The sequence below is a fragment of the Mesorhizobium sp. M1066 genome (assembly GCF_040318635.1).
Lineage (GTDB): Bacteria > Pseudomonadota > Alphaproteobacteria > Rhizobiales > Rhizobiaceae > Mesorhizobium.
Map to the genome: position 1 here is coordinate 346,774 of NZ_JAMYMR010000003.1, position 25,194 is coordinate 371,967.

27 protein-coding genes and 1 tRNA gene are annotated in these 25,194 nt (G+C 62.6%); 8 read left to right on the forward strand and 20 right to left on the reverse strand.

Annotated features, from left to right (window positions below; all coding sequences use genetic code 11):
* The first annotated feature begins 109 nt into the window (after positions 1-109).
* Complete coding sequence (locus NKH52_RS07430; protein ID WP_027161543.1) at positions 110-823, forward strand: DUF599 domain-containing protein; 714 nt, start codon at positions 110-112, stop codon at positions 821-823.
* On the opposite strand, the gene NKH52_RS07435 is transcribed toward NKH52_RS07430, so the two are convergent.
* The 6 genes from NKH52_RS07435 to NKH52_RS07460 all read right to left on the reverse strand — a co-directional run bounded on the left by NKH52_RS07435 (position 802) and on the right by NKH52_RS07460 (position 5,301).
* Positions 802-1,593, reverse strand: a complete 792-nt coding sequence (locus NKH52_RS07435) for a YdcF family protein (RefSeq protein ID WP_352735441.1) — start codon at positions 1,591-1,593, stop codon at positions 802-804. The two genes, NKH52_RS07430 and NKH52_RS07435, sit on opposite strands and share 22 nt — an antisense overlap.
* A 124-nt stretch (positions 1,594-1,717) precedes the next feature.
* Positions 1,718-3,283, reverse strand: a complete 1,566-nt coding sequence (locus tag NKH52_RS07440) for an amidase (protein ID WP_352735440.1) — start codon at positions 3,281-3,283, stop codon at positions 1,718-1,720.
* The gene (locus NKH52_RS07445; RefSeq protein ID WP_352735439.1) at positions 3,283-3,738 is read right to left on the reverse strand and encodes a GNAT family N-acetyltransferase; all 456 of its coding nucleotides are present in this window, start codon (positions 3,736-3,738) and stop codon (positions 3,283-3,285) included. Before NKH52_RS07445 ends, NKH52_RS07440 begins: the two co-directional genes overlap by 1 nt.
* Before the next feature lie 8 nt (positions 3,739-3,746).
* Entirely contained in the window at positions 3,747-4,034 is a 288-nt protein-coding gene (gene gatC / locus NKH52_RS07450; RefSeq protein WP_023812958.1) for an Asp-tRNA(Asn)/Glu-tRNA(Gln) amidotransferase subunit GatC, read from the reverse strand.
* A 118-nt stretch (positions 4,035-4,152) separates the two neighbouring features.
* Positions 4,153-4,539 carry a hypothetical protein gene (locus NKH52_RS07455; RefSeq protein WP_352735438.1) on the reverse strand — a complete coding sequence of 129 codons (387 nt, stop codon included), beginning with the start codon at positions 4,537-4,539 and terminating at the stop codon, positions 4,153-4,155.
* Between the two features lie 54 nt (positions 4,540-4,593).
* A complete protein-coding gene (locus NKH52_RS07460) occupies positions 4,594-5,301 on the reverse strand; it encodes a metal-dependent hydrolase (RefSeq protein ID WP_352735437.1) in 708 nt (235 codons plus the stop codon).
* A gap of 121 nt (positions 5,302-5,422) precedes the next feature.
* On the opposite strand from NKH52_RS07460, the gene ruvX reads away from it, so the two are divergent.
* Positions 5,423-5,929 carry a Holliday junction resolvase RuvX gene (ruvX, locus tag NKH52_RS07465; RefSeq protein ID WP_128308140.1) on the forward strand — a complete coding sequence of 169 codons (507 nt, stop codon included), beginning with the start codon at positions 5,423-5,425 and terminating at the stop codon, positions 5,927-5,929.
* On the opposite strand, the gene NKH52_RS07470 is transcribed toward ruvX, so the two are convergent.
* From NKH52_RS07470 to NKH52_RS07480, 3 genes are all read right to left on the reverse strand, one after another.
* A complete protein-coding gene (locus NKH52_RS07470) occupies positions 5,847-6,188 on the reverse strand; it encodes a DUF6105 family protein (RefSeq protein ID WP_023812962.1) in 342 nt (113 codons plus the stop codon). The genes ruvX and NKH52_RS07470 overlap by 83 nt on opposite strands.
* Complete coding sequence (locus NKH52_RS07475) at positions 6,188-6,757, reverse strand: hypothetical protein (protein ID WP_352735436.1); 570 nt, start codon at positions 6,755-6,757, stop codon at positions 6,188-6,190. The genes NKH52_RS07470 and NKH52_RS07475 overlap by 1 nt, the downstream gene beginning before the upstream one ends.
* Before the next feature lie 194 nt (positions 6,758-6,951).
* Positions 6,952-8,580 (reverse strand): DNA alkylation response protein, encoded by a 1,629-nt coding sequence (locus NKH52_RS07480; protein WP_027036690.1) that lies wholly within the window; start codon positions 8,578-8,580, stop codon positions 6,952-6,954.
* Positions 8,581-8,773: 193 nt separating this feature from the next.
* On the opposite strand from NKH52_RS07480, the gene NKH52_RS07485 reads away from it, so the two are divergent.
* The 5 genes from NKH52_RS07485 to NKH52_RS07505 all read left to right on the forward strand — a co-directional run bounded on the left by NKH52_RS07485 (position 8,774) and on the right by NKH52_RS07505 (position 13,541).
* Positions 8,774-9,733, forward strand: coding sequence for an aspartate carbamoyltransferase catalytic subunit (locus NKH52_RS07485; protein WP_352735435.1), 960 nt, complete (start codon positions 8,774-8,776; stop codon positions 9,731-9,733).
* Positions 9,730-11,016 carry a dihydroorotase gene (locus tag NKH52_RS07490; RefSeq protein ID WP_352735434.1) on the forward strand — a complete coding sequence of 429 codons (1,287 nt, stop codon included), beginning with the start codon at positions 9,730-9,732 and terminating at the stop codon, positions 11,014-11,016. The genes NKH52_RS07485 and NKH52_RS07490 overlap by 4 nt, the downstream gene beginning before the upstream one ends.
* A 57-nt stretch (positions 11,017-11,073) precedes the next feature.
* A complete protein-coding gene (gene plsY / locus NKH52_RS07495; RefSeq protein WP_352735433.1) occupies positions 11,074-11,661 on the forward strand; it encodes a glycerol-3-phosphate 1-O-acyltransferase PlsY in 588 nt (195 codons plus the stop codon).
* Positions 11,662-11,678: 17 nt separating this feature from the next.
* On the forward strand, positions 11,679-12,818 hold the full coding sequence (gene dprA / locus NKH52_RS07500; protein ID WP_352735455.1) for a DNA-processing protein DprA: 1,140 nt from the start codon (positions 11,679-11,681) through the stop codon (positions 12,816-12,818).
* 252 nt (positions 12,819-13,070) lie between these two features.
* Complete coding sequence (locus NKH52_RS07505) at positions 13,071-13,541, forward strand: nucleoside deaminase (RefSeq protein WP_352735432.1); 471 nt, start codon at positions 13,071-13,073, stop codon at positions 13,539-13,541.
* 64 nt (positions 13,542-13,605) lie between these two features.
* Here the strand turns inward: NKH52_RS07505 and NKH52_RS07510 are convergent.
* Positions 13,606-13,681, reverse strand: a tRNA-Lys gene (locus NKH52_RS07510).
* Between the two features lie 258 nt (positions 13,682-13,939).
* Between NKH52_RS07510 and NKH52_RS07515 the strand changes: the two genes are divergently transcribed.
* Positions 13,940-14,425, forward strand: a complete 486-nt coding sequence (locus tag NKH52_RS07515; protein WP_352735431.1) for a BA14K family protein — start codon at positions 13,940-13,942, stop codon at positions 14,423-14,425.
* 73 nt (positions 14,426-14,498) lie between these two features.
* Here NKH52_RS07515 and NKH52_RS07520 read toward each other — a convergent pair whose 3' ends face one another.
* The 10 genes from NKH52_RS07520 to NKH52_RS07565 all read right to left on the reverse strand — a co-directional run bounded on the left by NKH52_RS07520 (position 14,499) and on the right by NKH52_RS07565 (position 25,185).
* Entirely contained in the window at positions 14,499-14,975 is a 477-nt protein-coding gene (locus NKH52_RS07520; RefSeq protein WP_352735430.1) for a DUF6882 domain-containing protein, read from the reverse strand.
* Between the two features lie 34 nt (positions 14,976-15,009).
* Positions 15,010-16,503 carry a glycerol kinase GlpK gene (gene glpK / locus NKH52_RS07525; protein WP_352735429.1) on the reverse strand — a complete coding sequence of 498 codons (1,494 nt, stop codon included), beginning with the start codon at positions 16,501-16,503 and terminating at the stop codon, positions 15,010-15,012.
* A 92-nt stretch (positions 16,504-16,595) separates the two neighbouring features.
* Positions 16,596-18,323: an ABC transporter substrate-binding protein gene (locus NKH52_RS07530; RefSeq protein ID WP_352627831.1), complete on the reverse strand. Its 1,728-nt coding sequence runs from the start codon at positions 18,321-18,323 to the stop codon at positions 16,596-16,598.
* Between the two features lie 81 nt (positions 18,324-18,404).
* Positions 18,405-18,692: a DUF2160 domain-containing protein gene (locus NKH52_RS07535; RefSeq protein WP_352735428.1), complete on the reverse strand. Its 288-nt coding sequence runs from the start codon at positions 18,690-18,692 to the stop codon at positions 18,405-18,407.
* A gap of 64 nt (positions 18,693-18,756) precedes the next feature.
* Positions 18,757-19,680 carry a carbohydrate ABC transporter permease gene (locus NKH52_RS07540; RefSeq protein ID WP_352627832.1) on the reverse strand — a complete coding sequence of 308 codons (924 nt, stop codon included), beginning with the start codon at positions 19,678-19,680 and terminating at the stop codon, positions 18,757-18,759.
* Position 19,681: 1 nt separating this feature from the next.
* The gene (locus tag NKH52_RS07545) at positions 19,682-20,548 is read right to left on the reverse strand and encodes a carbohydrate ABC transporter permease (RefSeq protein ID WP_023759298.1); all 867 of its coding nucleotides are present in this window, start codon (positions 20,546-20,548) and stop codon (positions 19,682-19,684) included.
* Positions 20,549-21,631: an ABC transporter ATP-binding protein gene (locus NKH52_RS07550; protein WP_352735427.1), complete on the reverse strand. Its 1,083-nt coding sequence runs from the start codon at positions 21,629-21,631 to the stop codon at positions 20,549-20,551.
* A gap of 10 nt (positions 21,632-21,641) precedes the next feature.
* Positions 21,642-22,721, reverse strand: coding sequence for an ABC transporter ATP-binding protein (locus tag NKH52_RS07555; protein ID WP_352735426.1), 1,080 nt, complete (start codon positions 22,719-22,721; stop codon positions 21,642-21,644).
* Between the two features lie 42 nt (positions 22,722-22,763).
* Positions 22,764-24,290: a glycerol-3-phosphate dehydrogenase gene (glpD, locus tag NKH52_RS07560; protein WP_352735425.1), complete on the reverse strand. Its 1,527-nt coding sequence runs from the start codon at positions 24,288-24,290 to the stop codon at positions 22,764-22,766.
* Between the two features lie 127 nt (positions 24,291-24,417).
* The gene (locus tag NKH52_RS07565) at positions 24,418-25,185 is read right to left on the reverse strand and encodes a DeoR/GlpR family DNA-binding transcription regulator (protein WP_352735424.1); all 768 of its coding nucleotides are present in this window, start codon (positions 25,183-25,185) and stop codon (positions 24,418-24,420) included.
* Positions 25,186-25,194 lie beyond the last annotated feature (9 nt).

A 25,194-nucleotide genomic window follows, 5' to 3' on the forward strand; every position in this document is an offset into this window, starting at 1 on the left:
AAATCGCGGCGCTGCATCCGCCGACCTTGTTTGCTCCGGCAGCGACATTGGTGCCTATCGCTGTAGGCGGACATCGAAGCGATCGCGCTGAATGTGCTAAATTCAGGCCATGGGCGATTCCCTCGATCTTTCGACAGCCGATCTCGCGGCGCTGGCCTTCTTCCTCGTCGCGTGGCTGCTGCACACGTTCGCCTCCGACGGCAAGCTGGTCAGCCGCATGTCGCTGACGACGGCGATGAATGCACAGCGGCAAGCCTGGATGCGGACCATGGCCGAGCGCGAGATCCGCATCGTCGACACCGCCATCATGAGCGGGCTGCAGCAAGGCACCGCCTTCTTCGCCTCCAGCTCGCTGATCGCCATCGGCGGCTGTTTTGCCCTGCTCGGCGCATCCGACCGGGTTCTTGAAGTGCTCAGCGACCTGCCCCTGGGTGGCGCGCCGTCGCGCGCGGCCTTCCAGATAAAGGTGTTCGGGCTGGTGCTGATCCTGGCGTTTTCGTTCTTCAAATTCGGCTGGGCGTACCGGCTGTTCAACTATTGCACGATCCTGATCGGCGCCGTGCCGATCCCGCATGGCGAAGCCTCACGCAATCCGGTCACCGAAACGGCGGTGTGGCGTGCGGCGCAAATGAACATGCTGGCCGGAAAGCACTTCAACTCCGGCCTGCGCGGCGTGTTCTTCTCGATCGGTTATCTCGGCTGGTTCGTCGACCCGATGGTGTTCGTGTTGTCGACGCTGTTGCTGCTGGCGGTTCTGGTGCGGCGCCAGTTCTTCTCGGCCGCCAGGCAGGCGGTGATCGGTCAGCCGCCTGGAAAAGGCTGATCGATCCGGCCTGACAGCCAGTAGGCAAAAAGCCCGATCCATTCGCGGATGGCCATGGTGGTGGCCTGCAGCGAATCGGCTGGATTGTCGCGGAACAGGCCGATGCCTTCTTTGCCCGAGGTGCGATAGTCGACCGGCCAGGGAACAGTCGCAAAGCCGGCCTTGTCGAACAGCGCCTTGGCGCGCGGCATATGGAAGGCCGAGGTCACCAGCAGCCAGGTCTCGCCGGGCTTCGGCGTTAGCAACTCCTTGGTGAAGACCGCGTTCTCATAGGTGTTGCGGGACTTGTTCTCCAGGATCAGACGATCGGCGGCCACGCCAAGCGCGGTGAGCAGGCGCGGCGCGGTTGCGGCATCGCCCTCGCCATCGAGAAACAACGCGCCGGTGCCGCCGGAGACGACCACCTTGGCGGTAGGAAAGCGCCGGGCCAGAACTGCGGTCTCGACCATCCGATCTCCGCTGCTGTTCAACTCATAGCCGCCGCGCGCCAGATTGATGGCGCCCTCGAAGCCGCCGCCGAGCACGACGATGCCGTCGACCTTTGCCGGCAGCGGCGGGCGCGCGAAGCGCTCTTCCAGCGGATTGAGCATCATGGCGCCGAGCGACGTCCACGCTGACAGCGCAAGGACCAGAAATGCCAGCACGCTGCCGGTCGCCGCCAGCCGCCGGCGCCCGATCATGGCCGCGAGCAATCCCGCCAGCAGCAGGAAGATCGCCAGGTTCAGCGGCTGGATGAAGAACCAGAAAATCTTGGACAGGTAGAAGAACATCGCTCACCCCATTGCAGCGCCGCACGGGCGTGGGTGCTCAAAGGACGCTAACACTTTGATTTTGCGCAGGATCCTTTCGAAAATCGATCCGACTTTCAGGGCACGCGCTAGACGAGCGACGTCCCTACCACCACTTCTCCGGCTGGAACGTGCCTGCGGCCTGCTCGATGACGGCAGCGGTTTGGAAAAGGGTTTCCTCATCGAACGGCCGGCCGATCAGCTGCAGGCCGAGCGGCAGGCCCTTGGCGTCGAGCCCGGCGGGCACAGCGATGCCCGGCAGGCCCGCCATGTTCACAGTGACGGTGAAGATGTCGTTCAGGTACATCTTGACCGGATCGGCAGCCATGTCCTCGTCGGCGACGCCGAAGGCGGCGGACGGCGTTGCCGGGGTCAGGATGACATCGACGCCGGCGGCGAAGACAGTCTCGAAATCCCGCTTGATCAGATTGCGCACCTTCTGCGCCTGCAGATAGTAGGCGTCGTAATAGCCGGCCGACAGCACATAGGTGCCGATCATGATGCGGCGCTTGACCTCGCGGCCGAAACCGGCGGCACGGGTCTTCTCATACATGTCGACGATATCCTTGCCCGGCACGCGCAAGCCGTAGCGGACGCCATCATAGCGGGCGAGGTTGGACGAAGCCTCGGCCGGCGCCACGATGTAATAGGCGGGCAGCGCGTATTTCGTATGCGGCAGGGAAATGTCGACGATCTCGGCGCCGGCGTTCTTCAGCCAGGCAATGCCCTTCTGCCACAGCGCTTCGATCTCTTCGGGCATGCCGTCGACGCGGTATTCCCTGGGAATGCCGACCTTCATGCCCTTGATCGGCTTGCCGATCACCGCCTCATAATCCGGCACCGGCCGGTCGACCGACGTCGTGTCCTTCGGATCGACGGAGGCCATCGACTTCAACAGGATCGCGGCATCGCGTACGTCGCGCGCGATCGGGCCGGCCTGGTCGAGCGACGAGGCGAACGCGACGATACCCCAGCGTGAGCAGCGGCCATAGGTCGGCTTGATGCCTACCGTCCCGGTGAAGGCGGCCGGCTGGCGGATCGAGCCGCCAGTGTCCGTCGCGGTCGCGCCGGCGCACAGGAAGGCGGAGACTGCCGTGGCCGACCCGCCAGAAGAGCCACCCGGCACCAACTGCGCATTGTCCAGGCTGCGCACGGTCCTCGTGCCGCCGGCCGAAACGAAGCCGCCGTCGCCCTGATGCGTCGTCGGCATCACCGCAGTATCGAGGCGCGAGCGCCGCCACGGATTGATGACCGGGCCATAGTAGGACGTCTCGTTGGACGAGCCCATGGCGAACTCGTCCATGTTGAGTTTGCCGAGCATAACGGCGCCGTCGGCCCACAGATTTGACGTAACGGTCGATTCGTAGCGTGGCTTGAACCCGTCGAGTACATGGCTGCAAGCCTGCGTGTGGACGCCTTCGGTGCCGAACAGGTCCTTGATCCCCAACGGAATGCCTTCCAGCGCACCGCCCTCGCCCTTGACCAGCCTGGCGTCGGACGCCTTGGCCATGTCGCGCGCCTTGTCGCCGGTCACGGCGACATAGGCATTGAGCGCCGGATTGGCGCGCTCGATAGCGCCGAGATAGGCCTCGGTGATCTCGGTCGCGGTGATTTCCTTGTCGCGCAGCTTGGCGCGGGCCTGTGAAATCGTCAGCTGGGTCAGGTCGCTCATCAAAGGCTCTTTTCGTAAAACACCGACCACTCAGAATCGGGATAATCCAGCACCGGGCCGCAGCGCGAAAACCCGGCGCGTTCGTAGACTGTCCACGCCGCGGGATGACGATCGCCCGTCTCCAGCACCAGGCGCTTCAGCCCCTCGTTGCGCGCCAGCGATTCGACCCGCTCAACGATTTTCGCGCCGATCCTCTGCCCGCGATGCGAGGGCCTGATATACATGCGCTTGACCTCGCCAATGGCGCCGTCATGACGCTTCAGCGCGCCGCAGCCAATGGCCAGGCCATTATCGCGGGCGATGAAAACCGTCGTGTCCTCACCGGCCATCTGCTCGACCGTCAAATGGTAGCAATGCTCCGGCGGCGTCAGTTCGAGCAAGGTCTCGTTGAGTTCCGTGACCAGCCTGCGCACGTCGTCCTGGAGCGGCTTCTCAATGGCGATCTCGATTGCCATCGGCCGGTTTACTCCACGACCTTCGGAACGAGGAAGAAGTTCTCTTCGGTCGCCGGCGCGTTAGCGACGATGTCGGCCGCCTTGCCGCCGTCGGTAACGACATCGCTGCGCTTCTTCATGTCCATCGGCGTCACCGAGGTCATTGGTTCGACACCGGAAACATCGACCTCGTTCAGCTGCTCGACGAAGCCCAGAATGGCGTTCAGCTCGCCGGTCATCCGTTCGGCATCTTCTTCGCTCACCGCGATGCGGGCGAGATGCGCGACGCGCTTCACTGTCTGAAGATCTACGGACATGTTTTTGCCTCGGGGAAAACCAGTTCGGGCTATAGCGGCGCCGCGCGCGCTGCGCAACATGCATCGTGCGAGAGACCAGGCTGTGCCGGCGGCCCGCCCGTGGGCCCTCAGAATACGTCTATGGCAGAGCAACGCCTTCGCACAGATAGTAGCTGCCGCTGTTGCCGCTTGCTTCGCTTTCGTCGTCGACGGGCCGAACCGACACGAGATCGATCTGCTTGGCGTTCATTTGCGTCACGGAGAGAACGTCGGGAAAGACATAACCCGGTTCCTGGCAGATGGCCGTCACCGCCCAGCTCGGCGAAGCCGTGGCCTTGCTGATCTGCAGAAACTCGCAATTGTATTCGACGCTCTGCAGGCCGTGCGCCGAAAGCACGATGTTGCCTGCGTCGATCAGCGTTTGCAGCGTGTCCTTTTTGGCCTGTTTGCAAAGCTCCTCGGATTGCAGGTAGAGGCCCTCGATGAAATCATCCGCAGCGAGCGCGGGCGACGCCGCGACCAACATCGATACACAAAGAGATTTCCTCAAAGCCATGGTCTTATTCCGCTTTCGCCACGCCTAGATCGTAATCGTCTCACCGATATCAGGCGATGCCACCGTCACGCCGGACCCTTCCATGCCGGCCTCGAACTTGTCGGCGGTGGGGTCGATCATCGGAAACGTGCCGAAGTGACAGGGAACCACGGTATCGAATTTGAAGAAGCGCCGGCAGGCAAGTGCAGCCACAGCGCCGCCCATAGTGAAGCGGTCGCCGATCGGCACCAGGCCGACCTTGGGTTCATGCAACTCGTTGATCAGCGCCATGTCGGAGAAGATGTCGGTGTCGCCCATGTGATAGAGCGTCTTGTCTTCCGGGAAATGCAAGACGAGGCCGCCCGGATTGCCGAGATAGGTGTTCTGGCCGCCCTCGCCGGGGAACGAGGATGAGTGCAGCGCCTGGACAAAAGTGGTGGTGAAGCTGCCGCAATCGACGGTGCCGCCGATGTTGCCCGGGTTGATCTTCTTGTCGCTGACCCCCTTGCCGACCAGATACATGCAGATCTCGAAATTGGCGACCAGCTGCGCGCCGCTTTTGCCGAGCACTTCCACGGCGCCGCTGATGTGATCGCTGTGGCCATGCGTCAGCAGCACATGGGTGATCCCCTCGGCCGGTCCCTCCCAGCCGCCCGTCCAGGACGGATTGCCGATCAGATAGGGATCGATAAGGATCTTGGCATTAGCGGTCTCGATGCGAAAGGCCGAGTGGCCGTACCAGGTCAGTTTCATGAACGCATTCCTCGATTTTTGGCTTGCCAAAGGATAGAACGCCGATGGCCCCGAGATCAAAGGGTACTTGTCCGCCACGCGTTTGACAAAACACCTGGTGGTGAAAGGCGAAGGACGGCCGGTGGGCATTATCACGATCGAGGAATTGCCGGCGCGGTTGACCGGCGGCAAGACGCTGGCGGGGCTTGACCTCGGCGACAAGACGATCGGCGTCGCGGTCTCGGACCAGAGGTTTTCCTTCGCCCATCCGCGCCCGGTGATCATGCGAAGGAAATTCTCGCTCGATGCGGCGGTGCTGCTCGCCTTGCTGCACAAGGAGAATGCCGGCGCGGTGGTGATTGGGCTGCCGATCAACATGGACGGCTCGGAAGGTCCGCGTGCGCAGAAATCGCGCGCCTTCGTCCGCAACATGGCCCAGATGAGCGACCTACCGTTCGTGCTCTGGGATGAGAGACTATCGACGGTCGCGGCCGAAAGGACGCTGATCGAGATGGATTTCTCGCGCCGCAAGCGCGCCGGCAAGATCGATTCGGCGGCTGCCGCGTTTATTCTGCAGGGAGTTTTGGACCGGCTTCAGTCGCTCCACGCATCCGCTCGAACGGAACCGGACCCGCCCAGCGCTGTCTGACCCAGCCGGCGATTTCGCGGCGACGGCGGAAGGCCCAAAGCGCCATCAGCAGCAACCCGTCGAAGACGCACGTCTTCGCCACCATGCCGGGAATGATCGCCGGATCGATGCCGAGCATCTGACCATAGAGCTGGAAGAAGAAGTCGTGCATCTGTCGGCTGAGCATCGTGTAGCCGAAATTGATGTCATTGGCCGACAGATAGAACCAGCCCCAGAAAATCGCCATCGGCGCCGCCCAGAATCCGAAGATGTAGCGCATCAGCGGCCTCCCCTGGGATGGGAGCCGGTCTTGGACACCGTTCGGCCTGATATGAGTGAAAGCAGCGAATTGTGGGCCGCGGCTTTTGCCATGCCGTGCGCGATGGCATGGATCTCGCCTTCGCCCGAAGCCGCTGTCGCAACCAAGGATCGCCGTTCGGCAAGCATGGCGACATAGGACGCCAGAAGTGCCGCCAGTTGCACGGCGACAGCCATGAACAGCCCGTTGATGCCTTGTGCGGCGCCACCGATGACGATCAGCGACAACACGCCGGACGCGCAGATGAAGGCGATGCGGGCGACGCTGTCGGCGCCCGCGCTGGTCGCGTCGTTGACCAAGGCTTCGACAAAGGCCCAGAAAAACAGAACCGCGACGACAAGCAATGCGGTGGCGAGCGGCGCCACGACGACGAAATTGTCGAGGTCGACGAAGCGGGTACTCTCGATCGTGGCACCCAGCACGCCGAGCGCCGCCGCCACACCCCGGTTTCCGTCGATGCAGATGAGCGCAAGCAGGGCGAAAACTATCGCCCAGTGCAAGGCCAGAAAAGAGGTCAGTACCTGTCGCATCGGCGTTCCTGCTTCGCAGAGCAAGAGACGGCCAATCTGAACCATTCCCTGCTTGTACTGGGACAGTGGGCCTTGCCGTCCGCCATCGCAACGGAAACCATTTGTTAAGGTTAACGGCGATTAGCCATACGCGTGAAGATGCCCGCCAACGCGTCAAAACTGTGGATGGCGCCGGTTTTTGCGATGCTCGCGGCTCAGTTCACCGGCGGATAGAGCGTGTCGATGATCATGCGTGCATCGTGGCGCGAATCGATCATGCCATAGGTGTTGCGCCATTGGCCGGCCAAACGCGTCTCGACGAAAGCGTCGGCGATCCGCCCTGCCCCCAGACGGCGCAATTCCGCCGCCGCAGCCGACAGCGCCAGCTGCTCGGTCAGCAGCCGGGCAGAACCTTCGTCGGTTGAAGCAACCTGCATCGCCGCCTTCAGCACGCCGATCGTACCGCGTCCGCCGGCGCCGAGATCACGGTCGATGCCGGCCAGCACATCCTCGAACAGGCCGGGCGCACGGCCGAGCACGCGCAGCACATCAAGCGCCATGACATTGCCCGAGCCTTCCCAGATCGCGTTGACCGGGGCCTCGCGATAGTAGCGGGCGAGTGGCGCCTCCTCGACATAGCCGTTGCCGCCGAGGCACTCCATCGCCTCATAGAGCAGCGGCGGCGCGATCTTGCAGACCCAGTATTTGACGACGGGCGTCATGGCGCGGGCAAACGCCGCCTCGCCGCGATCGCTGGCCGCCTCGTCGAAGGAGCGCGCCAACCGGAACGACAGCGCGGTGGCGGCGGCGACATCGAGCGCCATGTCGGCCAGCACGCGCTGCATCAACGGCTGCTCGATCAAGGTTGAACCGAACACCTGTCGGTGGCGGGCGTGATGAACGGCCTCGGCGAGGCCCGCGCGCATGATCGCCGACGATGCGATGGCACAATCGAGCCGGGTCAGGGTGACCATGTCCATGATCGTCTTCACACCGGCACCGGGTTCGCCGACCATCTCGCCGATGGCATTGACGAATTCGACTTCGGAGGATGCGTTGGAACGGTTGCCGAGCTTGTCCTTCAGCCGCTGGAAGCGGAAGCCGTTGCCCGAGCCGTCACCGAGAACGCGCGGTACGAGGAAGCACGACAGCCCCTCCGGCGCCTGTGCCAGCACCAGGAAGGCATCCGACATCGGCGCCGACATGAACCATTTGTGCCCGGTCAGGCGATAAAAACCGCTGCCGGCGCGTTCCGCCCTCGTCACATTGGCGCGCACATCGGTGCCGCCCTGTTTCTCGGTCATGCCCATGCCGAGCGTCAGCCCGGTCTTCTCGACCGGTGGTTTCTGGCTCTGGTCGTATTTGCGCGTCGTCACGCGCGGCGCCCATTCGCGAAACAGTTTCGGGCTGGCCATCAAGGCCGCCAGCGAAGCGTTGGTCATGGTGATGGGGCACAGATGCCCGGTCTCCAGCTCCGCCGTCAGATAAAACCGGGCGGCACGGACCTGATGGCGGCGGCCGATCTCGGTGTCGCCGTTCTCCCACACCGAGGAATGCAGCCCGTTGGCCACTGAGCGGCGCATCAAGGCGTGATAGGCGGGGTGGAACTCGACCACGTCGATGCGCCGTCCCTGGCGATCATGCGTCCTGAGCTTCGGCGTCTCGACATTGGCGAGGCGCGCCAATTCCTGCGCCTCCTGCGTCAGCACAAAGCGGCCGAGACCGTCGAGATCTTTGCGCACCGGATCGGAAAAACGCTCCGCTAGCTGGATCAGCAACGGATCGCCCCGCCAGGCGTTGCCGCCCGTCAGCGGCGGCGGCTGGTTCGTCACGTCGTCGGTCACGCCCAATCCTTCTATCGTCAGAAAGCCACGAATCCGAGGCTGTCGGCTAGATATAGCCAAGCCATGCAGCGCGCGCGATGAAAATACCGGCCGATACAATCGGCCATCTACACGAAAAAATTGAGGAGAACGGCTGCAATGCAAAGCTGGTGCTTGCAGCCGCAAAGTCTCCACCCTATAGCAGCGCCTTGAGATGACCGACGCTTCGTCCCCCTATCCTCATCGCCATCTTCTGGGCATCCGCGACCTTTCCCCCGCCGATATCGAGCTGTTGCTCGACAGGGCGGACCGGGCGGTCGCGATCTCGCGGCAGTCCGAGAAGAAAACCTCGACGCTGCGCGGCCGCACACAGATCAACCTCTTCTATGAAGCCTCGACGCGCACGCAGTCGTCGTTCGAGTTGGCCGGAAAGCGGCTTGGCGCCGATGTGATGAACATGTCGGTGGCAAGCTCTTCGGTGAAGAAGGGCGAAACGCTCATCGACACGGCGATGACGCTGAACGCCATGCGGCCCGACATCCTGATCATCCGCCACCAATCGGCCGGTGCCGCCGCGCTTCTGGCGCAGAAGGTCGGCTGCTCGGTGGTCAATGCCGGCGACGGCGCGCATGAACACCCGACACAGGCGCTGCTCGACGCGCTGACCATCCGTCGCGCCAAGGGTCCGCTGTCGAAGCTCATCGTGGCAATCTGCGGCGACATCCTGCATTCGCGCGTGGCGCGTTCCAACATCATGCTGCTCAACGCGCTCGGCGCGCAGGTGCGCGTCGTCGCACCGTCGACGCTGCTGCCCACCGGCATCGAGAAAATGGGCGTCATCGTCACCCGCTCGATGGCCGAGGGCCTCAAGGACGCCGATGTGGTGATGATGCTGCGCCTGCAGCGCGAGCGTATGGAAGGCGCGTTCGTGCCTTCGGTGCGCGAGTATTTCCGCTATTTCGGCCTCGATGCGGAAAAACTGAAGGCGGCCAAGGACGATGCGCTGGTGATGCACCCCGGGCCGATGAACCGCGGCGTCGAGATCGCTTCGGAAATCGCCGACGGTCCGCAAAGCGTTATCCAGGAACAAGTTGAAATGGGCGTTGCTGTGCGCATGGCCGTCATGGAAGCGCTGCTCGATCCGCGCCGCAGCCACGAGGGCCGTGAGGCATGAGCATAACGGTCTTTGAGCGCGCCCGCATTATCGACCCCTCGCGCGGCATCGATGAAGTCGGCGCCGTCTTCATCGACGGCCGCAAGATCGTAGCCGCCGGCAAAGCAGCGCTGAACCAGGGCGCGCCCGAGGGCGCCACCGTTATCGATTGCGCCGGCAAGGCGATCATTCCAGGCCTGATCGACGGCCGCGTCTTCATCGGCGAACCGGGCGGCGAGCATCGCGAGACTATCGCGTCGGCAAGTGTCGCGGCGGCGGCCGGCGGCGTCACCTCCATCGTCATGATGCCCGACACCGATCCGGTGATCGACAATGTCGCGCTGGTCGAATTCGTGCTGCGCACCGCCAAGGACACGGCCATCGTCAACGTCTTTCCGGCCGCGGCGATCACCAAGGGCCTCGACGGGCGCGAAATGACCGAGTTCGGCCTGCTGCGCGAAGCCGGCGCCGTCGCCTTCACCGATGGCCGCCACACCATATCGAGCGCGCTGGTGATGCGCCGCGCGCTGACCTATGCGCGCGACTTCGGCGCCACCATCGTGCATGAGACGCAGGATGCGGACCTCGGTTCATCCGGCGTGATGAATGAAGGCCTCTACGCCAGCTGGCTCGGCCTCTCCGGCGTTCCGCGCGAAGCCGAATCCATCCCGCTGGAGCGCGATCTGGCCTTGGCCCGGCTGACGCGTGGTTCGTACCATGCAGCAAAGATCTCGACGGCGATGGCGGCAAACGCCATAACGCGTGCGAAAGCCGACGGCGCGACGGTGACGTCAGGCGTGGCGATCCACAATCTGTCGCTGAATGAAAACGATGTCGGCGAATACCGCACCTTCTTCCGCCTGACGCCGCCTTTGCGCGCCGAGGAAGACCGGCTGGCGATGATCGAGGCGGTCAGGGACGGCACGATCGACATCATCGTCTCCTCGCATGATCCGCAGGATGTCGACACCAAGCGCCTGCCCTTCGCCGATGCGGAGGCCGGCGCCATAGGGTTGGAGACGCTGCTGGGCGCCGCACTGCGGCTCTACCACAATGGCGATGTGCCGTTGCTCCGGCTGATCGAGACCTTGTCCACCGCTCCCGCAAAACTGTTCGGCCTGCCCGGCGGCACGCTGAAGCCGGGCGCTGTCGCCGATCTTGCGCTTGTCGACCTCGACGAACCCTGGATCGTCAGCGAAAGCGGCATTCGTTCGCGGTCGAAAAACACCTGTTTCGAAGGCGCGCGACTGCAAGGCAAGGTCTTGCAAACGCTGATTGCGGGCCGCACAGTGTTTTCCGCCTGAACCGGCCACGGCGCACCGCGCCTGATCCGGCCGAACTAGGGAAATGCGGGGGAAACAATGATTTACAGCCTCATCCCAGCGCTCGTGTTCGGCTATTTGCTTGGCTCGATTCCGTTCGGGCTCCTGCTCACCCGCGCGGCTGGCTTTGGCGATGTGCGCAAGATCGGCTCCGGCAATATCGGCGCCACCAACGTTCTGCGCACCGGCAACAAGGGCCTTGCCGCCGCGACGCTGCTACTCGACGCGCTGAAGGGCACGGCCGCCGTGCTGATAGCAGGCCATTTCGCGCCTGACCTGGCGATCTGGGCCGGTCTCGGCGCCTTTCTCGGTCATCTCTTCCCGGTCTGGCTCGGTTTCAAGGGCGGCAAGGGCGTCGCCACCTATCTCGGTGTGCTGATCGGCCTTGCCTGGCAGGTGGCGCTGATCTTCGCCGTCGCCTGGCTGGTGATGGCATTCCTCTTCCGGTATTCCTCGCTTGCGGCGCTGACAGCGGCGGTCATCGTGCCGATCGCCCTCTATGTGCTGAGCACCCCACAGAATGCGGCCTTGTTCGTGCTGATGAGCGTCATCGTTTTCATCAAGCACCGGGAAAACATTTCGCGCCTGCTTGCCGGCACCGAAGGAAAGATCGGAGCCAAGGGTTGAGCGATCACGCCACCGTGGTGAGTGAGCCGACCGCCGGGCCGCGGCTCAGCGACCGGCAGCGGCTGAGCTGGCTGCGGCTGATCCGCACCCAGAATGTCGGCCCCGCATCCTTTCGCGACCTCATCAACCGTTTCGGTTCGGCCGAGGTGGCGCTGGAGATATTGCCGGAACTGATGATTTCGGGCGGCGCCATCCGGATCGCTCGCATCCCTTCCGTTGCCGAAGCCGAGGCGGAACTGGAACTAGCCGGAAAGGCCGGCGCCCGCTTTGTCGGGATCGGTGAGACAGACTACCCACCCCTGTTGCGCAACATGGACCATCCGCCGCCCCTGCTGGCGGTAAAGGGCAACGCAGCTGTTTTCCGGCTGCCGAGTGTCGCCATCGTCGGGGCACGCAACGCGTCGCTGGCCGGCATCAAGATGGCACGCATGCTGGCAGCCGACCTCGGCCGCGACGGCTACGCAATCGTCTCCGGCCTGGCGCGCGGCATCGACACGGCGGCGCATCAGGGCAGTCTTGCGACCGGCACGATCGGCGTCCTGGCCGGCGGCCTGGACCTGCCCTACCCGCCTGAAAATGCCGGGCTGTGCGACGAGATTGCCGAGCGCGGCGCCATCATTTCGGAGATGCCGTTCGGCTGGCAGCCGCGCGCCCAGGATTTTCCGCGCCGCAACCGCCTTGTTGCGGGTGCGGTTCTTGGGCTGGTGGTGGTCGAGGCAGCGCAACGCTCGGGCTCCCTGATCAGCGCCAGGCTTGCCGGCGAAATGGGCCGGCTGGTCTTTGCCGTGCCGGGCTCACCGCTCGATCCACGCGCCGCCGGTACCAACGGCCTGCTCAAGGATGGTGCCACCCTGGTCACCGAGGCATCGGATATTTCCAGGGCGATCGCCCCGCTGACCGGCATGCGGGCGCCCGACGTGCCGCCGTTCGAAGAGCCGCCCGACTTCTCGGCCACACCACCGCCCGGCGAAAGCGACCGCGCCCGCGTCATCGAGGCGCTCGGCCCGACGCCCGTGCCGGTCGACGAGATCATCCGCCACACCGGCCTGCACCCGGCCCAGGTCTTCATGGTGCTGCTGGAACTCGACCTCGCCGGCCGGCTCGAACGCCACGCCGGCGCCAATGTTTCGCTCGTGTTCGGGGAGCCTTCGGTCTGACGCTGTTCGCATTTTCGCGCCGCCGAACTCCTTCGAAAAGCTCGGCGAGGATGGCCTTTTCAGCCGGCTTTCCGCTTTGCCGCGCCTGTGCTCATCTGTTCGACGCCAAGACCGGCCGGCGGATTGTAGGGCAAAGGTCTGATATCCTGAGGCAAAGGTCTCAAGCAAAAGTTGGCTCTTGCCACTCGCGTCCGTTGGCACCAATCTCGCTCAGCCGCTCATCGGTGGATGTCGGCATGACAGGATCTTGCCATGACCCGCGATCAGATGCTCGCCCACCTTCGATCCGCCGACGCGGTCGCGCGCGAGGCGGCGGATCATGGGCATCATCCGTTTGGTTGCGTGCTGGTCGGGCCGGACGATCGGGTGCTGATGCGGCAAGGCAATCTCGACACGGTGCGCCACGCCGAGACGGAGCTCGCCCGGCGCGCCGCGGCAGCCTACGAGCCGGAGTTCTTATGGCAATGCACGCTGGTCTCAACCGGTGAGCCCTGCGCGATGTGCACCGGAACGCTCTACTGGGCGAATATCGGCCGGCTGGTCTACGGCTTCGAGGAGACCGAGCTGCTGGCGCTCACCGGGGATCACGCAGAGAATCCGACGATGAGCCTCTCTTCGCGCACCGTCCTCGAGTCCGGCCAGAAAAAGATCGAGGTCTTTGGCCCCTTCCCCGAAATCGCGGACGAGTTGCTCGCACCACACCGCGATTTCTGGAAGCGCTGACGGCTTCCCCACCGGTTGTGGTGTGCCCTTCCCGAGAGATGGGTGACAGTTCATTGCGTGGATTTGGTGAGCGCGATGGGATTCGAACCCATGACCTACTGATTAAAAGTCAGTTGCTCTACCGGCTGAGCTACGCGCTCCCGCGGGCGAAAGGCGGCCCTCGAAATTGCGCGGAACATAGGGAGAGTGCCTCGACCGGTCAACCGGAAAAAGAGGGCTCGCAAACACGGGCGGCTTCGCCCTGTCGCGACACTTGCCAGCCGCGCCATCGGTGGGAGAACAGCCAAGGGAACACTGGCATTTCTGCCCGACAGCGGCATCCAGTCTGGGGAACAATTGTATGCGCCGCTCGTTTTCCCGGCACAGGGACGTCCGCCAAACTATCGAGGAGAAGACCAATGAACAGAATCACAACGAGCCTGCTGGCGGCCACTCTCTCCGTCACATTCGTTGCGGCGGAGGCGGTGTCCGTTAATGCCCAACCGAACTATGTGCCGCAATCCCAGGTCGCGGTGCCGGATGTGCAGACAGTCCAGTACCGGGAGTGGCGTAAGGACCGCCACAATCGCAATTTTTCGCGTGACCGCAGTTTTTCGCGTGACCGCAATTTTTCCCGCAATCGCGGCGCATATTGGAACGGCCATCGCGGCTATCGCGAATATCGCCCCGGCTACCGTCGTCACGGCGATTATTGGTTCCCGCTTGCCGCCTTCGCTACTGGCGCGCTGATTACCGGCGCAATCATCAACAACGAACGCAATCGCGTCTATGAGGGCAATTCGCATGTGCAGTGGTGCTACGACCACTATCGCAGCTACCGCGCTTCGGACAACACGTTCCAGCCGAATTACGGCCCTCGCAAGGAGTGCCGTTCGCCCTATTGATTGAGTGAGTGGAAGTAGTGATAGTGCTGCATCGAAGACCCGTGCCAGAAGTGGCGCGGGTCTTTCTTTTCGGTCAGCCCGCCCAACTGATGCTCTTGATGATGTAATAACGCGCATCGCCTTCCGCGCTCGGTGATCGATATGCTCCAAGGGCGTCGCAAATTCGAACCGCTACTGCGCTCAGCTCCCACCCAAGCACTTCCAGGTCATCATCCACATCCCTAACGTAAGTCTGGGTCAGTTCGTCGATGCTGTTCGTCTCGCCGAAGGATCGAACCCGCTTTGCATCGATCATGACATTGTCGGGCCAATTTGAATTTGCCCAAGCCCAGAGCCAACTCTGTGACTTAGCGCTCGTGGAACCGGCAATCTGGACCTCTGCGGTCACTTTGACATCCCCGTCTTTGGCAAACAAAAGCCTTCTGGTCGCTATGTCATAGTCATAGCGCGACCAACTGCCGAGGCGGAATTCCTTTTGCAACCGGTCATTCTTGGCATTCAGCTGTTCGATAGCCTCGTCGCGCCACGCAGGATACCAGTCTGGCTTCATCCCCTCGCCCCATCACTCATCACCTGATAGCTGCTTATTGCACGCTCAGCGTCCTTCGCACAGCATCGCGCCAGCCAGCAAGCTTGGCTATGCGCACGGAGCCATCCATGTCCGGCTGGAATCGTCGCTCGAGTGCCCAGCTTTTCGCGAACTTCTTGGCATCCGGCCACACACCTGCCTTCGAGCCAGCCAGCCATGCGGCGCCCAGCGCGGTCGTCTCCAGAATGGTCGGGCGGTCGACCGGTGCATCGAGGATGTCGGCCAACCGCTGCATGGTCCAGTCCGACGCCACCATGCCGCCATCGACCCTGAGCACTGTCCTGGCCGAAGCCCCCTTCCAGTCCTTGCGCATGGCGTCGAGCAGGTCGCATGTCTGGTAGGCCACGGCTTCCAGGGCCGCGCGGGCAAACTCCGCCGGGCCGGAATTGCGGGTCAGCCCAAAGATGGCGCCGCGTGCTTCGGCATCCCAATGCGGCGCGCCCAGCCCGACGAAGGCGGGCACCAGATAGACATTTTGCGTGGGATCAGCCTCGGCCGCCAATTTGCCGCTCTGCTCGGCCTTGCCGATCACCTTGATGCCGTCGCGCAGCCACTGCACCGCGGCCCCTGCAATGAAGATAGAACCTTCCAGCGCATAGGTCGTCTTGCCGTTCAGCCTGTAGGCGATGGTGGTCAGCAGCCGGTTTTTCGAGCGCACCAGGTCGCTGCCTGTGTTGAGCAGCGCAAAACAGCCGGTGCCATAGGTGGATTTCATCATGCCTGGCTCGAAACAGGCTTGGCCGATCGTCGCGGCATGCTGGTCGCCGGCCACGCCGAGGATTTTTAGCTCGGCGCCAAAGAGATTTTTCTCCGTGATTCCATAATCATCGGCGCAGTCTTTTACCTGGGGAAGCATTTTTGCCGGGATGTTGAGAATGGCCAGCAGCTCGTCGTCCCAGGCATTCTCAGCGATGTTGTAGACCAGCGTGCGCGAAGCATTTGTGGCGTCCGTGGCATGGACCTTGCCGCCGGTCAGCCGCCAGATCAGGAAGCTGTCGATGGTGCCAGCCAGCAATTCGCCTTTCTCGGCGCGCTTTCTGGCGCCCTTCACCTTGTCGAGCATCCAGGCGATCTTGGTGCCGGAAAAATAGGGATCGAGCAGCAGGCCGGTCTTGCGGGTGAACTTCTTCTCCAGGCCCTGCTTTTTCAGTTTCTGGCACAGTGGCGCGGTGCGCCGGTCCTGCCAGACGATGGCGTTGTGGATCGGCTTGCCGGTCGCCCTGTCCCAGATGACGACGGTCTCGCGCTGGTTGGTGATGCCGAGCGCGGCCACCTCGGAAGCATTCCGGCCGGCTTTCTTCAGGGCCGCCTTCACGGTAGACACGACACTCGCCCAGATATCCTCGGGATCGTGCTCGACCCAGCCGGAAGCCGGATAATGTTGGGTGAATTCCTTCTGCCCGCTGCCGACGACCTTCATCTGGCCGTCGAACAGGATCGCCCGTGTCGAAGTCGTTCCCTGGTCGATTGCCAGCACAAAACCGCTCATTCCAGCGCCCTCCGTCTCGATACAAAGAGGGGAGACGGCAACGAGCCGCCTCCCCCAATTTCACACGGGCGCGAACGCCCGCATAGACAATGCTACTTCTGCCAGCTTTTCACCAGTTCGTCGTAGTTGATGGTGATCGGCTTTTCCTTCTCGTTCTCGATCTTCAGCTGAGGAGCGAGATTGCCTTTCTTGACCGCGTCGGCGTTCCAGTAGGCGAGGTCATGCTCTTCGGCCATCTTCGGGCCGATATCGCCCTGGACGCCCGACTTCTCGATGCGGCTCATCACCTTTTCCTGCTCACCGCAGAGCGAGTCCATCGCTTCCTGCGCCGTCTTGGCGCCCGACGAAGCATCGCCGATCGCCTGCCACCAGAGCTGTGCCAGCTTCGGATAGTCAGGCACGTTGGTGCCGGTCGGCGACCACTGGACGCGCGCCGGCGAGCGGTAGAACTCGATCAGGCCGCCGAGCTTCGGAGCGCGCTCGGTGAAGCTCTTGTCGTGGATCGTGCTCTCGCGGATGAAGGTCAAGCCGACATGGCTCTTCTTCACGTCGACGGTCTTCGAGGTGACGAACTGCGCGTAAAGCCAGGCGGCCTTGGCGCGGTCGGTCGGGGTCGACTTCATCAGCGTCCAGGAACCCACGTCCTGATAGCCGAGCTTCATGCCGTCCTTCCAGTAGACGCCATGCGGCGACGGCGCCATGCGCCACTTGGGCGTACCGTCGTCGTTCAGCACTGCCTTGGCGCCGGCATCTACCATCGAAGCCGTGAAGGCGGTGTACCAGAATATCTGCTGCGCGACCGCACCCTGAGCCGGCACCGGGCCGGATTCGGAGAAGGTCATGCCCTGGGCTTCGGCCGGAGCGTAGGCCTTCAGCCAGTCGAGGTACTTCTGGATCGAATAGACGGCCGCCGGGCCGTTGGTGTCGCCGCCGCGCGCCGTGCAGGAGCCGACCGGTCGCGAGTTCTCGTCGACCTTGATGCCCCATTCGTCGACAGGCAGACCGTTCGGGAGGCCTTTGTCGCCGTTGCCGGCCATCGACAACCAGGCGTCAGTGAACCGCCAGCCGAGCGACGGGTCCTTCTTGCCGTAGTCCATGTGGCCATAGACCTTCTTGCCGTCGATCTCGCGGCCGGTGAAGAACTCGGCGATGTCCTCATAGGCAGACCAGTTGACGGGAACGCCGAGGTCGTAGCCGTACTTGGCCTTGAAGTCGGCCTTGTTCTTCTCGTCGTTGAACCAGTCGTACCGGAACCAGTAGAGGTTCGCGAACTGCTGGTCGGGAAGCTGGTAGAGCTTCTTGTCGGGCGCGGTCGTGAACGAGGTGCCGATGAAGTCCTTCAGGTCGAGGTTCGGATTGGTGACATCCTTGCCGTCGCCCGCCATCCAGTCGGTCAAATTGCGCACTTGCTGGTAGCGCCAGTGGGTGCCGATCAGGTCGGAATCGTTGACCCAGCCGTCATAAAGGTTCTGGCCGGTCTGCATCTGGGTCTGGATCTTCTCGACGACGTCGCCTTCCTGGATGACGTCATGCGTGATCTTGATGCCGGTGATGGCGGTAAAGGCCGGCGCCAGCACTTGCGATTCATACTGGTGCGTGGCGATGGTTTCCGAAACGACCTTGATGTCCATGCCGGCGAAAGGCTTCGCGGCATCGATGAACCACTGCATTTCGGCTTCCTGGCCGGCGCGGTCGAGCGTCGAAAGCGGACCGATTTCCTTGTCCAGGAAGGCTTTCGCCTCGTCCATACCAGCATAGGCGTTGCCAACCCCAAGCAATAGGACAAGCGCAGTCGTTGATGTTAAAAATTGCCGTCGCATTGTGTTTCCTCCACTGTTTTAAGGTTTCAAGTGCGATCTGGAGCGGCCGCCGGCACGCGGTCGCTCCAACAGTTTCCCCCTCTATACGTAGCGGAACACGCCGACGGCGTAGACCACGGAGAGAGCGAGAGCCCACCACAGGTTGGGTCCGACAAGACCCAGCCAAGCGAGATGGATAAAGGCGCTGCCAAGCAGCGACAGGAAGAGACGGTCGCCACGCGTTGTCTCGAAGCGCAGCACGCCGATGCGCGGATTGCCGCCCGGCGAGGCATATTCCCATGCCGCCATGCCGCACAGCAGCAGAAGGATGGTCCCGAAGAAGGCCGCGGTCGGCCAGGTCCATGCCATCCAGGTGAGGTCGAAATTCATAACCAAACCCTCCCCGGGGTGAAGCCCTTGGCGATGGTGCGCACGAACTTTTGCTTTCGTTTCATCAAACCCTCCCCAGGGCGAAGCCCTTGGCGATGTAGTTGCGCACGAACCAGATGACGAGCGCGCCGGGGATCAGTGTCAGCACGCCGGCAGCGGCGAGCAGGCCCCAGTCCATGCCGGCGGCCGAGACCGTGCGGGTCATGGTGGCGGCGATCGGCTTGGCGTCGGTCGTGGTCAGCGTGCGGGCGATAAGCAGTTCCACCCACGAGAACATGAAGCAGAAGAAGCAGGCGACGCCGATGCCGCTCGCGATCAGCGGCATGAAGATCCTGACGAAGAAGCGCGGGAACGAATAGCCGTCAATATAGGCGGTCTCGTCGATTTCCTTCGGCACGCCTGACATGAAACCTTCGAGGATCCACACCGCCAATGGCACGTTGAACAGGCAATGCGCCAGCGCGACGGCGATGTGGGTGTCGATCAGGCCGAAGGCCGAATAGAGCTGGAAGAAGGGCAGCGCGAACACCGCCGGTGGCGCCATGCGGTTGGTCAGCAGCCAGAAAAACAGGTGCTTGTCGCCGAGGAAGCGATAACGCGAGAAGGCGTAGGCCGCCGGCAGCGCCGCTGCCACCGAGATCACCATGTTCATCACCACATAGGTGATCGAGTTGATGTAGCCCGAGTACCAGGATGCATCGGTGAAGATGGTGACGTAGTTGGCGATCGTAGGCTGATGCGGATAGAGCGTCAGCGAGGAGACGATCTCGGCATTGGTCTTGAAGCTCATGTTGATGAGCCAGTAGATCGGCAGCAACAGCACGATGATGTAGACCGTCGGCACGATCCACCACCAGCGCGATTCCTCGCCGCGACGGCGCATCAGCCGCGCGATCTGGTCCTGCGACATTGCGCTGGCAAGTCCTTCCGAAGCCGTCGTTTCGCTCACTCTTTCCTGCCTCGTCGTTCTTTCGTTGGCGCCGCTCATCTCAGCGCTCCGCGTCGTAGTTGGTCATCACGGTGTAAAACACCCATGACAGCAGAAGAACGATGAGGAAGTAGACCAGCGACATGGCCGCGGCCGGGCCGAGGTCAAACTGGCCGAGGGCCGTCTTGACCAGGTCGATCGAAAGGAATGTCGTCGAGTTGCCCGGTCCGCCGCCCGTCACCACGAAAGGCTCGGTGTAGATCATGAAGCTGTCCATGAAGCGTAGCAGCACGGCGATCAGCAGCACCCGGTTCATCTTCGGCAGTTGGATGTAGCGGAACACCGCCCAGCGCGAGGCACCGTCGATCTTGGCCGCCTGATAGAAGGCATCCGGAATGGAGACCAGGCCCGCATAGCAGAGCAGCACGACGAGGCTGGTCCAGTGCCAGACGTCCATGATGATGACGGTGACCCAGGCGTCGAACGAATCCTGCACGTAGTTGTAGTCGATGCCGAGCGCATTGACGTAATAGCCGAGCAATCCGATGTCGTTGCGCCCGAAAACCTGCCAGATAGTGCCGACGACGTTCCACGGGATCAACAGCGGCAGTGCCATCAGCACCAGGCAGACCGGTACGCCCCAGCCCTTCTTGGGCATGTTGAGGGCTATGAAGATGCCGAGCGGCACTTCGATGGCGAGGATGATAAAGGAGAAGATCAGGTTGCGGACCATCGCCTCCCAGAAGCGGCTGGAAGAGAGCAGTTCCTCGAACCACTCGGTGCCGGCCCAGAAGAAGACGTTGTTTCCGAACGTGTCCTGCACCGAATAGTTGACGACGGTCATCAGCGGGATCACCGCCGAGAACGCCACCAGCACCAGCACCGGCAGCACCAGGAACCAGGCCTTGTTGTTCCAGGTCTTTTCCATCTATGCCCCCATCTCGACGCGCGCCATCTCAACCAGCCAGGAATCGGCATAGATGTTGATGCCGGCCGGGTCGAACCGCATCTTTGGTTCAGCGGGTACGGTTTCGTCCTCACCGATCACGGCAGCGATGTCGCGGCCTTCGAGCTTGGCGCGCACCACCTTGTGGCGGCCGAGATCCTCTATCTTGCTGACCTGCACGGCCATGCCGTCCCGGCCGAGCCGGACATATTCGGGACGAATGCCAAGCTCGATGGCGCCGCTGGCTGCCTTGGGTGCGCCTGGCAGTTCGATCCGCTGGGCCCCAAGCATCGCAGTCTTGCCGTCGATCGCCACCGGCATGACGTTCATGCCCGGCGAGCCGATAAAATAACCGACAAAGGTATGGCGTGGCCGTTCGAACAGTTCGGCTGGTGTGCCGATCTGCACGATGCCGCCATCATACATAACCACGACCTGCTCGGCGAAGGTCAGCGCCTCGGTCTGGTCGTGGGTCACATAGACCATGGTGTAGCCAAAGCGGCGGTGCAACTGCTTCAGCTGCGAGCGCAGCACCCACTTCATGTGTGGATCGATGACGGTCAGCGGCTCGTCGAACAGGATGGCGTTGACGTCGGAGCGCACCAGCCCGCGGCCGAGCGAGATCTTCTGCTTCTGGTCGGCGGTCAGGCCCCTCGCCTTCTTCTTCGCCCAGGACGCCAGATCGATCATCTCCAACGTCTCGCGAACCTTGCGGTCGACATCGGCTTCCGGCACGCCGCGGTTGCGCAGCGGGAAGGCCAGATTGTCGTAGACGGTCATGGTGTCGTAAATGACCGGGAACTGGAACACCTGCGCGATGTTGCGCTCCTGCGTCGACAGATTGGTCACGTCCCTGCCGTTGAACAGCAGCTGGCCGTGCGAGGGATGAAGCAGGCCCGAAATGATGTTGAGCAGCGTGGTCTTGCCGCAGCCCGAGGGCCCAAGCAGCGCATAGGCGCCGCCGTCCTCGAAGGTGTGATGCACTTCCTTGAGCGCGAAATCGGCGTCCTTCTGCGGGTTCGGCAGGTAGGAATGTCGGACATGGTTGACGTCGATGCGTGCCATCTCTTTGCCCTCAAGCCGCCAGCTTCGGCGCAGTCACGGCGCTGCCGTGCTCGTCGAAAACCATGATGTGGCGCGGATCGATGAACACCTCGACCACCTCGTCTGGCTCGAAATGCCTGATACCATGGGTCAGCATGACCCAGCGCGCATCGGCGAAATCGAGATGGATGAAGCTCTCCGATCCGGTGATCTCGGTGATCGTCACCTTGGCACGCACCGGCACCGCCGCCGCATTGGGCCGCTCGAGCGACAGGTGGTGCGGTTGGAAGCCAACCGTATAGTTCGCGTCGGCAATGCCGACGAGTTCGGCAGGCACCGGCAGCTTGACGCCGCCTTCGAGCAAAAAGTCCGGACCCTTCTTGGCCAGCACGATGGTGTTGAGCGGCGGGTCGGCGAAAGTCCTGGCAGTCACCAGATCGACCGGCTTGCGGAACACGTCGATTGTCGGGCCGAACTGGGTGATGCATCCTTCGGAAAGTGTCGCCGTATTGCCACCGAGCAGCAGCGCTTCGTGCGGCTCGGTCGTGGCATAGACGAAGATGGTGCCGGCGGCGGCGAATATCCTCGGCAGTTCGGCGCGCAGTTCTTCACGCAATTTGTAGTCGAGATTGGCAAGCGGCTCGTCGAGCAGCACCAGGCTGGCATTCTTGACGATGGCGCGCGCCAGTGCCGTGCGTTGCTGCTGTCCACCCGACAGGCTGAGCGGCGTGCGGTCGAGGTAAGGTGTCAGTTTCAAAAGTGCGGCGGCTTCACGCACCTGGCTGTCGATCCTGGCCTGCTCGACGCCGGCCACCCGCAGTGGCGAGGCGATGTTCTCATAGACGGTCATCGCCGGGTAGTTGATGAACTGCTGGTAGACCATGGCGATCTTACGCTTCTGCACCGGCACGCCGGTGACGTCCTGACCGTCGAACCAGATCGAACCGGAGGTCGGCACATCAAGGCCGGCCATCAGCCGCATCAGGCTGGTCTTGCCGGAAAGCGTGGGGCCGAGCAGGACGTTGAGCGAGCCATGCTGGAGCGTCAGCGACACGTCGCTTATATGCTCGATCGCGCCAACCTTCTTGGTGACGTTCCTCAGTTCCAGCATGACGCCTCCTCCCAGGCTTTCCGCATCAGCTCAAACCCCTCTTCATTCGGCAGCAGCGACATGTCGCCGGCTTATGCCGTGCATGAATTCATCGAGAGCCGCCACCTGCTCGCGGCTGAGGTGCAGACCGCGCTTGGTCCGGCGCCACAATACATCTTCGGCGGTGACGGCCCATTCGTTTTCAACGAGGTAGCGTATCTCGGCCTCGTAGAGATCGGCACCGAAATTGCGGCCGAGATCGGCATTCGACTTGGCAAGGCCCAGAAGAACCTGCGCACGCGTTCCGTAGAGCCTGGTCAGCCGGCGGGCCAGGCGCGCGTCGAGGAACGGATAGGCCGATTTCAGTCTCGCCACCTGCGCATCGAAACCGGTGGCCGGGAAATCTCCGCCCGGCAGTGGCGCGTTGGCCGTCCACGGCTTGCCGCGCTTGCCAAGAAAACCTTCGATCTTTTCCAGCATCGATTCCGACAGCCGGCGATAGGTGGTGATCTTGCCGCCAAAGGCATTGACGATCGGGGCAGCGCCCTCGCCGCCATCGGCCTTGAGCACATAGTCGCGCGTTGCTTCCTGCGCCTTGGAGGCGCCGTCATCATAGAGCGGACGAACGGCCGAATAGGTCCAGACGATGTCCGAGCGCTTGACCGGTTGCGCGAAATATTCGCTTGCCGCGGCACAGAGGTAATCGATCTCGGTGTCGCTGATCTTCACGTCATGCGGATCGCCGGGATAATCCTGATCGGTGGTGCCGATCAGGGTGAACTCTTCCTCATAGGGAATAGCGAAGATGATGCGGCCATCCCGGTTCTGGAAGAAATAGGCGCGCGGATCGTCGAACTTCTTGGCGATGACGATGTGGCTGCCCTGCACGAGGCGGACATTGTGCACATCGTTGAGACCGACGACGCCGGAAAGCACGTGATCGACCCAGGGGCCGGCGGCGTTGACCAGCAGTCGCGCCTTGATCTCCTCGGTCTCGCCGGTCTGCAGATCCTCGATCTGGATTGCCCACAGGCCGTTTTCGCGGCGCGCGCCGGTCACTTTCGTGCGGGTGCGGACCGTTGCGCCGCGGTCGGCGGCGTCACGTGCGTTCAGCGCCACCAGCCGCGCGTCATTGACCCAGCCATCAGAATATTCGAAGGCCTTCTTGAACAGCGGCTTCAAAGGCTTACCGGCCGGATCCCTGGCCATGTCCAGCGTCCTGGTCGCCGGCAGCAATTTGCGCCCGCCAATGTGGTCGTAGAGAAAGAGACCGAGCCTGATCAGCCAGGCCGGACGCAGGCCCTTGGCATAGGGCAGCACGAAGCGCATTGGCCAGATGATATGCGGCGCGTTCTTCCACAGAACCTCGCGTTCCATCAGCGCCTCGCGCACCAGGCGGAATTCGTAGAATTCGAGATAGCGCAGGCCGCCATGGATCAATTTGGTCGAGCCTGAGGAGGTTCCGCTGGCGAGGTCGTTCATCTCGGCGAGGAAGACGGAAAAGCCACGCCCAACGGCATCACGGGCGATACCGCAGCCATTGATGCCGCCACCTATGACGAAAATGTCACGGATCGGAGATGCGCCCACAAATTCCTCCAACGATTTCGCATTGCACCATTTTTGGCCTTTTACGAAACCGTGTCGGAATTATTTCGAAATGATAACGAATGTCAAACGAAATATCACAAGCCCGTGATACCAAGATCGAAACCGCCTAGGCGGGCGACGTCTCGATCAGCTGAACCTCGGCCTCCTGGCAGATCTTGCGCACTGACGGGATGTCGCAACGGTCGGTGATGAAGGTGTTGACCTGCGACAGGTGGCCGATGCGCACCGGTGCGGTTCGCTCGAATTTGGTCTGGTCGGAAACCAGGATGACATGCCTTGCATTGGCGATGATCGCCTGCGCCACTTTGACCTCGCGGAAATCGAAGTCGAGCAAGGCGCCGTCATGGTCGATGGCCGATGCGCCGATCACCGCGTAATCGACCTTGAACTGCCTGATGAAGTCGACCGCCGCTTCGCCGACCACCCCGCCATCGGAACCGCGCACAACGCCACCGGCGATCACCACCTCGATTGACGGATATATCCGCATCCTATTGGCAACATTGATATTATTGGTGATGACCATGAGCCCGTTGTGATCGAGCAGCGCCTTGCTGACCGACTCCGTCGTGGTGCCGATGTTGATGAAAAGCGAGGCGTTGTCGGGGATCAGCCTGGCTGCCGCCCGGCCGATCGCCTCCTTCTCGTCCGCAGCGATCTTGCGCCTGGCCTCATACTCCATGTTCTCGATGCCGGACGGGAACAACGCGCCGCCATGGATGCGCGAAAGCAGCCGCTGGTCGCACAAATCGTTGAGGTCCTTGCGTATGGTCTGCGGCGTCACATTGAAGTGGGTGGCCAGATCATCGACCAGCACGCGGCCATGATCCTTGGCCATCTGGATAATCTCGGCATGGCGCGGCGACAGATACATGGGCAACCT